Source organism: Ignavibacteriales bacterium (genome assembly GCA_026390575.1).
GTDB lineage: Bacteria > Bacteroidota > Ignavibacteria > UBA10030 > UBA10030 > Fen-1298.
The window spans coordinates 1-10,705 of sequence record JAPLFR010000014.1; the positions used below are offsets into that span (position 1 = coordinate 1).

The 10,705-nt window shown below is 41.3% G+C and carries 4 protein-coding genes; all 4 read left to right on the plus strand.

Annotated elements, in window-relative coordinates; translation table 11 throughout:
* Window positions 1-147 precede the first annotated feature (147 nt).
* Window positions 148-2,511, plus strand: coding sequence for a cohesin domain-containing protein (locus NTX44_11235; GenBank protein MCX6122175.1), 2,364 nt, complete (start codon window positions 148-150; stop codon window positions 2,509-2,511).
* Between the two features lie 42 nt (window positions 2,512-2,553).
* Entirely contained in the window at window positions 2,554-3,714 is a 1,161-nt protein-coding gene (locus NTX44_11240) for a T9SS type A sorting domain-containing protein (protein ID MCX6122176.1), read from the plus strand.
* Between the two features lie 636 nt (window positions 3,715-4,350).
* The gene (locus NTX44_11245) at window positions 4,351-5,847 is read left to right on the plus strand and encodes a T9SS type A sorting domain-containing protein (GenBank protein MCX6122177.1); all 1,497 of its coding nucleotides are present in this window, start codon (window positions 4,351-4,353) and stop codon (window positions 5,845-5,847) included.
* Window positions 5,848-6,949: 1,102 nt separating this feature from the next.
* The coding region (locus NTX44_11250; protein ID MCX6122178.1) for a hypothetical protein at window positions 6,950-10,705 on the plus strand (3,756 nt) is incomplete at its 3' end.

Below are 10,705 nucleotides of genomic sequence, written 5' to 3' on the forward strand. Positions count from 1 at the left end.
TAAGGAACTCAGTGGAGCGCAAAGCGATTTGCGCTCCACAATTCTAAAAAGTAATTCTAATTATATTATAGACAGAATAGCAAGAAGTGAAGATCCTTAAAATAAATGAAAACATTCTATTTCATCATCAAATAATTTGAGGTTTAAATGAGAACGTTTTATTTCCTTACAGTCATGATGGTTTTGCTGATGATAGCGACGGTAGGAATAAAAGCTCAATCAAGTACTATCGATATAGGTAATGTTGATCCTGCTTATAAGGGACAGGTAATAACTGTTCCGATAAGTGTTCATAACTTTATCAGTGTAGGTGCGTACCAATTTAAAGTAAACTTTAATCCAGGGGATTTGGAGCTGGTTAAGGAAGTGGATTCTGGCAGTCCCCTTTATAATATTGGGGATATCTACGCAACCGACATGGCGACAGCAAATACAAACGGAGGACATCTTACTATTGCATGGGCCTCCGCTACTACGATGTCGCATTCTGATGGTACATTGTTGGAACTTAAATTCTATGTCTTATCAACAGCATCATCTCCTTCTAATATTACGGTTACTGACGCCATAGTTGCCACGGCTGGTGGTGGTAATATGTTGTTGGGATCGACAGATGGCAAAGTAACGATTTACTCGCTACAAACTCCAACAATACAAAAGATTGCCAATGGCACTAAATTAGATTTGTATTGTGAGAATTTTATTAGCTATGCCGGTTTTAATTTAACACTGACGTATGATGCTGTGAAGTATACCGGTACACCAACTATTACATTTCCGAATGCTGGTATCACCGGCACCGGCTATCTTGAGAAAAATGTACAAAGTGGTAAAATAGTTATTGCTTGGATTTATTCTGGATATCCTATAGATGCAATTACGTTGGGCACAAATGGATCCGGCGTGCTGGCTTCCATTGATTTTGGCCAAACGGTTACTGTATCAGCATCAGATTTTCCAAGTCTCACAGCTACTGCACGTACAACTGAAGCTGTCCCAAAAGACATGGTAGCTGGCCCCGAATCTCCAACTGCGACTATGAAGCTGGGAACAGTACTCAACGCGGTATCTGGTTCGGTTGTAACTATTCCGATTTTGGTTACGAATTTTAACAATCTCGGTGCTTTTCAGTTTACAATAAATTTTAATTCCAGTAAGTTAGAGCTTGCAGAAACTCCAAGCAAGACCTTAATATCCGGTGGAATAATGACCTCGAGCGTTGGACTAGATCCAAATGGTGTGTCAGGTCCTAATCCATGGGATGCAAGCGGTACATTGACAATAGCATGGGCTTCAGGTACGCCTATAAATTTTGGCGATGGTACACTGATGAATTTGAAGTTCAAGGTATTGCAAAGCACTGCTACTTCTGCGGATTTTGATAATCTATCTTTCTCGCCGGGCAGCATAGTAGTTGATCAGAACGGCGCTAACATTTTAAAAGCTGGATATCCGGCAGGTGGGAAGATAGTGTTCCAACAGCCAGGAACACCTACGTTTACACTTGGATCGGGCACTGTTGCCCCTGGTGGAACGATTAATCTTCCCATTACAACTACTAATTTTATAGGTGTAGGTTTTACAATCCATGTAAACGTACCTGCAAACTTTACTATTAGTAATTCGGATATTACATATCCTGATGCTGTTAGTTCCATTGGTTATGTTGACAAGAATGTAAATGGTGGCACAGACGTAGCATTGACTTGGATTTACACAGGCGCTGCAACGACCGGCTCCTTACCGGATAATTCTACGGTAGCTAATCTGGTATTTCATTATACTGCCGGATCAACCACTGTTGGAAGTGTTTCGGCAACATTTGCGAGTGCAACTATGAGAGGTTTAGTTGGAACTGATCCTAATGGTCTCATTACTGCTACTACAACGAATGGGACAATTACTTTCACTTCTCCGGCTATAAACGTAAAGGCAAAGGTATTACTACAGGGTCCGAATAGCGGTGGTGTTATGACAACAGCGTTGAATAGCGGTGGACTCATTCCATTGAATTCAGCCACTGCATATAATGCAACGACATTCGGATATACTGCGGAAACAGTTACGTCAATTCCTAATGCAAACGTCGTAGATTGGGTGTTAGTTGAATTGAGAACCGGTACAGCATCATCGACGAAGGTTGAAACACAGCCTGCATTTTTATTAAAGGATGGTTCAATTGTCGATGTTAACGGTTCAAGCGACTTAGCATTTAGCGTTGCGACAACTGGTAGCTATTATATTGTTGTCAGACATAGAAATCATCTGGCTGTAATATCTTCTACTGCTGTGTCATTGCCAAATGGTACTGTTTATGATCTTGGAATAATGACATGCGGAGATACAGATGGCAGCGGTGTTATTGACGTAACCGATAGAGCGAATACTTGGAATGCTAGAAATACATCTGGCGTGTACGATGGGAATGATACTGATTTATCGGGTGTCGTGGATGTAACTGACAGGGCCAATACATGGAACAATAGGAATCTTCAGACTCTAGTTCCATAATTCGCTGGAAGTTTCAATGGAGAATAAAATAAGGAGTAATCAATGAATAAATTAAAAGTGATTTTGGCCTGCGTGCTGATTGTCTTTGCTACTAGCATTGCCGGTGCTCAAACACTGGAATTGACAGTTGCAAATCAGCATTATTCAGGAACATCGTTTATATTTGACATATATATGCAGGCGACTGTTGGTACGGTATATCCTAATGGTGCTGACCTGGTGCTGACATTTACTTCAGCTAACTTTACAAGCCCGACTTGCACAAAAGGTGCAATTGGAACCTTCGTGTTAAACAACACTGTTGGAGACTTAACATCAAGTCTAGGTGGGTCGGTTGGTGCTCTGTATCGTTCAAAAGTTGCAACCTCAATTAATGGTAGTGAAATTATCATTAACGTCGATGGAGTAGGAATTAGTGATCAACCAACATTTGATTCTGATGTTGCGAAAATTGATAACGTTGCTTATAAATTTGGGACGTATACAATTACCGGAATATCGAATGCATCCGGAACTATGGGTCTAGCATGGAAGACATCAGGTGGTGGTGTTGTAACTAAGGTGTACACAATGGCTACAACCTCAACTTGGGCTACAACACTAGTTACGCTATCAACACCTGCGATAACGAACGGTGCTCTTCCAGTTGAGATGACTTCATTAACTGGATCTGCTCAAGGCACAAACATGGCAATTTTGAGATGGAGTACTGCCACGGAATCCAATAACAGCGGTTTCGATGTTGAACGCAGAGCTGAAGGTGGTTCGTGGGCAAAGGTTGCTTTTGTAGCTGGTGCCGGAACAAGCAGCTCTCCAAAAGAGTACTCGTATCAGGATAAAGTCGGCGCGGGCGTATTTATGTATCGCCTAAAGCAAATCGACAATACTGGTGCCTTTAAGTACTCCAGCAGCGTTGAAGTCAATGTTGGTGTTGCAGGAAAAGTGTTGCAAATGGGAAATTATCCTAATCCATTCAATCCTTCAACAGAGATTCAGTTCTCTGTGCCGGAAGATGGATTTGCGACGCTGAAGGTGTTCAACATGTTAGGTCAGGAAGTTGCGACACTGTTTAGCGGTGTTGCAAAAGCCGGGCATTACGTGTCGGCAACATTTAACGCAAACAGGTTTGCATCTGGCGTCTATCTCTCGCGGTTAGAATATAACGGCAAGAGTATGGTACAGCGGATGCTTCTTGCGAAGTAAAGTGAACACTAAACGTTAGGAGAGAGTTGTACTCCTGACCTTTAGCGGAATTCCAATGGCTCGCCTCGATTATCGGGGCGAGCTTTTTTTATAACCTTCTTGTAACCTTCCGAAGGTTCTTTTGGTTTAAGCTCAGAAACCTTCGGAAGGTTTCTTGTCTTTGTGGTATCCACGAGGAGTGACGGTCACGTCTATAGTAACAATCCGACCGCTGTGAGCGATCGGATTGTTTGGCTACAAAGATGTAAATGCTCGCCTGGGTTATCGGGATTCTATTTTCCGTGACTAGTAACAATCCGACCGCTGTGAGCGATCGGATTGTATGGCAACAAAATTGAGATACTACTAAACTTCCTGAAGTTCATTTAATTATTTCCTATCTTTATAATAGAAAATTGTAATTATTCAGCTATTGTGTTTTTATACAACCCCTCTGTCCCGATGAATGACATTCATCGGGACGTCTCCCCTTTAAAAGGGGAGAAAATTTCCCCTCCTTAACAAGGAGGGGTGTCCCGCTACCGTTTTACGGTGGCGGGACGGGGTGGTCGAATATTTCTATTTTCTTTGCTGAGTAGATACAGAAAATTAATCACGGTTCCGATAAGGCTTCAAATTCAAAAAATAAAATTTATTATGTATGTAAAATCCATTAATAATCTAATACGTATCGGCATTCTTTGCATAATATTATTTCATTCCAGCTATTCCCAGGGATTAACTTTAACATTAAATCCACCTAGCGTCATGGTGCGATATTATTCCTATACTGTTCCGATCAGGGTCACTAATTTTAATAATGTATGTGCATTTCAATTTGATGTTGTATTCAATAACGCGAATTTATATTTAGAGACCGCGCCAATCTATTCTTTTTCGGGTGGAATTCAAAGCTCAACCGATGTAAACACAGCGAATACGAATGGGCGTTTAGTAATTGCATGGATATCTGGGTCTCCCTTAAATTATGGTACCGGAGACCTCATCAGTCTAAAGTTTAATGTGAACTCGAATGCAACCATCGGCAGCGATTCTCTTGAATTTGCAAACGGTATCGTTGCAGACGTGAATTCAATTTCATTAAACCCTCAATTTTATGGCTCACCAATAAACATCACTCCTTATGGAACTGTCGTGGGTGGGATTTTTGCCGGTACTAACACACTTATAATCAAATTCCAACCAAGCATAAATATTACAGGCGCATTTACTTCGGGTAATTTTGGCATAAGATGGCTCACTTCACTTGGTGCTGGAGTCACTTTGAGCGGTGAAACAGGCTCTTTTGGATATAACCATCAAGGCGTTAAAGCCACGAGCGATTCTTACGATTATATCACATACGCATCAACAACCAGTATCGCATCTACAACTTATACAGCTGGTACAGAATATACGCTTATGACAGTAACTGTAAGCGGCGGCACTGGAACTGGTGCTTTTGAACTTTGTCCATCCGGATTTGCCGGCGATGCTGGCCAGTGGTCTATCACCTTAGGCGGCAGTGACAAAGCTCCTGCTCCGGCAAGCTGGTATTATAAAAATTCTGTTGGTTCTGTTCTTCTTCCGGTTGAAATCACTTCCCTTACAGTCGCCGCGCAAGGTGTGAATAGTACGATCATAAAATGGAGCACTGCCACAGAGGTCAATAATAATGGCTTCGATGTTGAACGCAGGGCAGAAGGATCAACAGCATGGGTAAAAGTTGGTTTTGTTGCCGGTGCTGGAATATGCAACTCGCCAAGAGAGTACAGTTATAAAGATGCCAACCTTGCCCCGGGTGTGTATGACTATCGCTTACGTCAGATTGATAATGATGGATCCTTCAAGTACTCCGCCAGTGCTGAAGTGAATGTTGGTGTTGCTGGAAAAGTACTCGGGCTTATGAATTATCCAAATCCATTCAATCCAACAACTCAGATTGAGTTCTCTCTGCCGGAAGATGGTTATGCTTCGCTGAAAGTGTATAATATGTTAGGCCAGCAAGTAGCGACACTGTTTAGCGGTGTAGCGAAAACCGGGCATTATATTCCAGCAGTATTTAATGCGAGTAAGCTGGCATCAGGCGTTTATCTGGCACGGTTAGAATATAACGGCAGGAGTATGATACAAAGGATGCTTCTTGCAAAGTAGTAAAGATATCTTTCCGACCGCTATTAGCGATCGGAAAGTTTAGCTACAAAAATATCAAAGCTCGTCTCGCCTATCGGGGCCAGTATTTTTTTTATATTCTATACGTCATTCCCGTCCCGCTTGATATTATCAATCAGGATTATCGGGAGTCTTATATGAGCAAGAGTAAGATGCTCGCAAAAAATCGGCGGGCATGACAAAATAGTTTTATCTGTCATTCCCAGCCGGAGGCATAAAATTGAATCACGCGAAGCGTGATACATTATCAGGCTTCCAGCTATCGGGAATCTTGCTGGGGGCTTAAATAAAATTCCAATTAAAAGTCCATGGGAATGACTTGAATATTGTAGCAAGCGAACGCTTGCATCATTCTCAGGCCTCCGGCTGTCATTCCCAACCGAAGGCACAAAAATGAATCACGCGAAGCGTGATACATTATCAGGTTTCCAGCTATTCGGAAGGGTGTTAAGGGAATGATAAGAGAATAAATAAGTAACGGGTTGACAAAAAAGAAATGAACCCATCATTGCGAGGCGCTTCGTACCGAAGTATTCTGTTAACATATGCAAATAGGAAAAAAGAGATTGCTTCGCTTCGCGCGTAATGACAATGATATAGCTTTTAGGTTATTCTGATATATAAACGATAAAATACTATGTAATTTTTCGGCAAAAGAGCATACAGAGGAGGTAAACAAGGTTATCTATTAAATATTTGGAATTTCAAGTCAAATGATTGATTATGGTGAATTACTTCTGTACAATTTCATTATAGATGCCATCATTTACAAACTAAATTTAATATGGTAATATTTCTTAAATGAACTGGTTAAAGAGAGGGCTTTCACATTTTAATTTTATATGATTGGATTATGATTACAAGAGGTGTGCAGATAGTGGAGAAAAGGAATATTAGGAGATCTCGGATAGCTGTGGGAATGTAACTTTATCCATTTTCACCTTCCGATGATTGCTATGCTTCCAATTTTTTACATCCCAAGTTTCTAGTCTGTGGCAATCCTATAGATGAGAAGCAAGTAAGGGATGCCGTAAGGAGGCATTTTGATATTTCAAATTATCTCTAATCGGAGGAACAAATGTATATGAAGAAACTTTTTCAACTTATAACGTTGCTTATGTTGGCAATCACTGCGAGTTTCGCGCAATTTACACAAGCAACATGGACGGGTGCAATAAGCAGTTCTTGGTCAGATCCCTTAAATTGGTCTGGAAGCTCAGTTCCTGCGGTTGGCTATAATGTCGAAATTGGCACCCCACAGACAGGAGGTTACAACCTTGTTCTCACCGGTGCCGCTACATGTGAAAATTTGACTATAGTAAGTGGTGGTACCGTGAATATATCAGACAACTCCGCAGCTGGTGTCTTACTTGTGAAAAACAAACTTTGGATTCAAAGTGGTGCTGCATTGGTGGCTAGCAACGCTACCCACCCTGGCACAATAACCGTGAATGGGGATTTTGTCAGGGATGGAAATTTTAATCCGAGTTCATCTGGCAATTTTATATTTGCCGGCTCAGGATTACAGACAGTGAATACAATCTCTTCTCCTACTCTTAATTTCAGTAGACTTACTATTAATTACGGTTCAACTGTACAGATCCTTGGTGGACCTGTAGCAATCGGAGGCAGTTTGGTGGTAAATGGAGTGTTGAAAGCCGATCCGTCTACGAATTATACTATTACCTTATCTGGGACTCCTGCCATGTCCGTCGCACCTGGAAACTTTATCCCTGGAGCGTCAACTGTTATTTATGCAAGTTCAAGTGCTACGACTATTGCAGGAGTGGAATACAATAATCTCACTTTTACCGCTACTCCAGGAGTTACATTTACCGCAACGTCAGCTCTAACAATAAATGGTACGCTTAATATTAATATTGGTAAATTCGACCCGGGTACTGGTGTGCATAGTATTAAAGGGTCAATACAAAAAGGTAGTAACGGAACAATCATAGATAATGGTTCTTTCAATTTCTGTGGTACTTCTGCTCAAACGATTCCGCTTTTAACATATGCGAATATAAAAGTTAATAACACTGCCGGTGTAACTCTTTCTGGAGCGACTGGCGGGGTAACCGTAAGAGAAATAACAATAGGTGATGTTGTTGCAAACAGTACACTCAACGATGGAGGTCATCAAATTCTTCTTGCATCTGGAGTTACAACTCTCACTATGTCATCATCTGCTCTATTAAAGCTAGGTGATGGGAGCACTGCCACGCAACTGCCTAATTTTACATTAATGGCATTATCAGGTGCAACAACAACACCAACAGTAAACCCTGGAAGTACAATTGAATATATTGCTACATCAGCTCAAACTGTGACTGGTGTCAGCTATGTAAGTCTCTCGTTGAAAGGTTCTGGATCAATAAAAACACTGAACAGTTGTACTGTTAGTGGCACTTTACTTATTGACTTGAACGTTAGTGCAACAATTCCCAGCGGAAGTACAATTACTTCAAGTGGTACATTAACGAACAATGGTAATATTACACTTGATGGATCATTCTATGTTCAAGGCTCTGTAGGCACACAGGCAATTGGCATTTTAAACTCATCTTCAGCTGGTCGATTTTTCATAACGCCATCAGCAGGACCCCAGACAATTGATTTAGGTACTAGTAACTCTCTTGGGCCTGTTCAAATTGGAAGGTCTGGAGGTTCGGAGGTGATGATTTTTGTAGGTTCAACACCATCCACTTTCAAAAATCTGGACTTAGCTAGTAACGCAGTTATAGCACCGGCTAATAACTGGACGGTCACAGGATTATTACATTTTAGCGGAACAGCTACTCTTTCTGTAGGTTCAGATAGAATAATGACTCTGAGCGATATCGACCTAGTAAGTCCCAAAAATATTTCGAACGCTGGAATAATTAATATTACAGGCCAAACTATCACAAATGTAAATTATTCCGGCGCAGGTACTTTAAACTTTGATCCTTCCGGGCCTGCTACTTATACATTCAATAACTTTACGAGCAATGGACTTGTCATTTTCAATGGCGGTTCAAATGAAATGGATTTTAATGTGACGACCCTTGGCACATTTAATAATATCACAATGAATAACACTGCTGCCTTTACGATGCCTGGAAACTGGACTGTCAATGGAAATCTTTCAGTGGGTACAGGCGCAAATTTTAATTTGGGTAATGGCCAGTTGACTTTCGGTGGTGTTAAGGGAAGTCTTACTGAATCGACGGCTGGAAAAGTTTCATGCAATCCTGGTTCTGGTACAGCAGAAATTATATTTACTGGTAGTGGTGCGCAAACCTTGACAGTAAGTGCTGCAACAAGGGATTATAGTGATATTAAACTTACAGTTCAAAAAACCGGTGGTAACCTTTATATCGTAGGTGGTGATATTAAGATAAACACATTAACATTTACATCGAATGCTGCAATTGATATGGGTGGGCATAATGTGATTTTCATGGGAACTCCCGGTTATACTGGTACCGCAGTAGGTAGTACTGGTGCTCAAATATTTAATGGCACTATATCAACGATAGTTAATGCAGCAACAGCTTATACTTTCCCTGTTGGTGATGGAACACAGAATACTCCATTAATATTAACTTCTGCAACTTCTTCACCAGGATTAACTACGGTTGGTTTTAAAGCTGCCGCGCCGGGTGGAACTATACCGAATCTTTCGTTTACTTCTTCAAGTGCTCCGTCTCTTTCCATTATCAGAGCCTCTGGATTTTACTGGACAGTGGATGTAGCAAACACTCTTGTAGGTAGAACCGATTTGAGTTTGAATGTGAAATATAATGCCAGTGATCCATTTCAAAGTGCAGGTGACGTCAGGTTAATACTTAGAAATCTAGACACCGATCCTTGGACTAAAATTGAAGGGACTACTAGTAACGGTGGTTATGCCAATATTCCGAATACAGGTTCTAATATTTCTAATGTAATTGTCACGGGTGCTTCAGCTGCAGTTTCACCTGGAACTAAGAAAATTGCATTTGGTCTTTGTATTACAAAAGTTTCAATAGCTGGGAAGGTTTATTATGGTGACGCTCCTGCTACAAGCGGTTTTGGACACGCTGACTTAGTAGTGAGGGTACAAGACATTGGCGATGCTACTCTATTATTTACTAATAGTGTAGCAGTCACCGCTTCGGGAACTTATACAATCAGTAATGTTTCCGGAATGGTGAGTGCGCAAGGATATCTTGGTATGGTCTCTACATTCCCAGCGACATCAAAATTCCCCATAAGTATGATAGATGCTGGTGATGCAATTGCAGCGATCAATACTGCCGTAGGACACGTGACGGGTGCAATCTCGTCTGCTAATACGATGGCACGGATTGCAGCAGATGTTAACCGTGATAATGCAACTCTCGGTCGTGTTGCTTGCAGTGGCAGTGCTGTTGCAACCGTTGGCGGCGAACCTGTGTGGTCTACATCTCCGTCGATAACAATTAACGTTATCGATGCAATGTTGATATTGCAGCGTGCTGTTAATCCGAACACAGTATTCCCAGCTGGAACATACTATTCAAGTACGTTTACTACAGGTACAAACTTGACTCAGGATCATAGCAATCAGATAATTAGAATTCTTGCTATGGGTGATTGCAAGGTTGATGGTGTTCCCGCAATGACGGCGAAACAAAAAGTTATGTTTGCAGAAAAAGGCAGTGTAGATGTTGATGCAAAGACCGCATTCTCGATACCTATTCGCTTAGAGAGTGATGCTGTTAACGCAGCAGCGTTTACTATTGCTGCAAAGTATCCTGCTGATAAAGTCGAGTACAAAGGCATTGTCAGTTCTATTGCAGGAGTATCCGCGTATGCAAGCGATGGCTATGTGAGA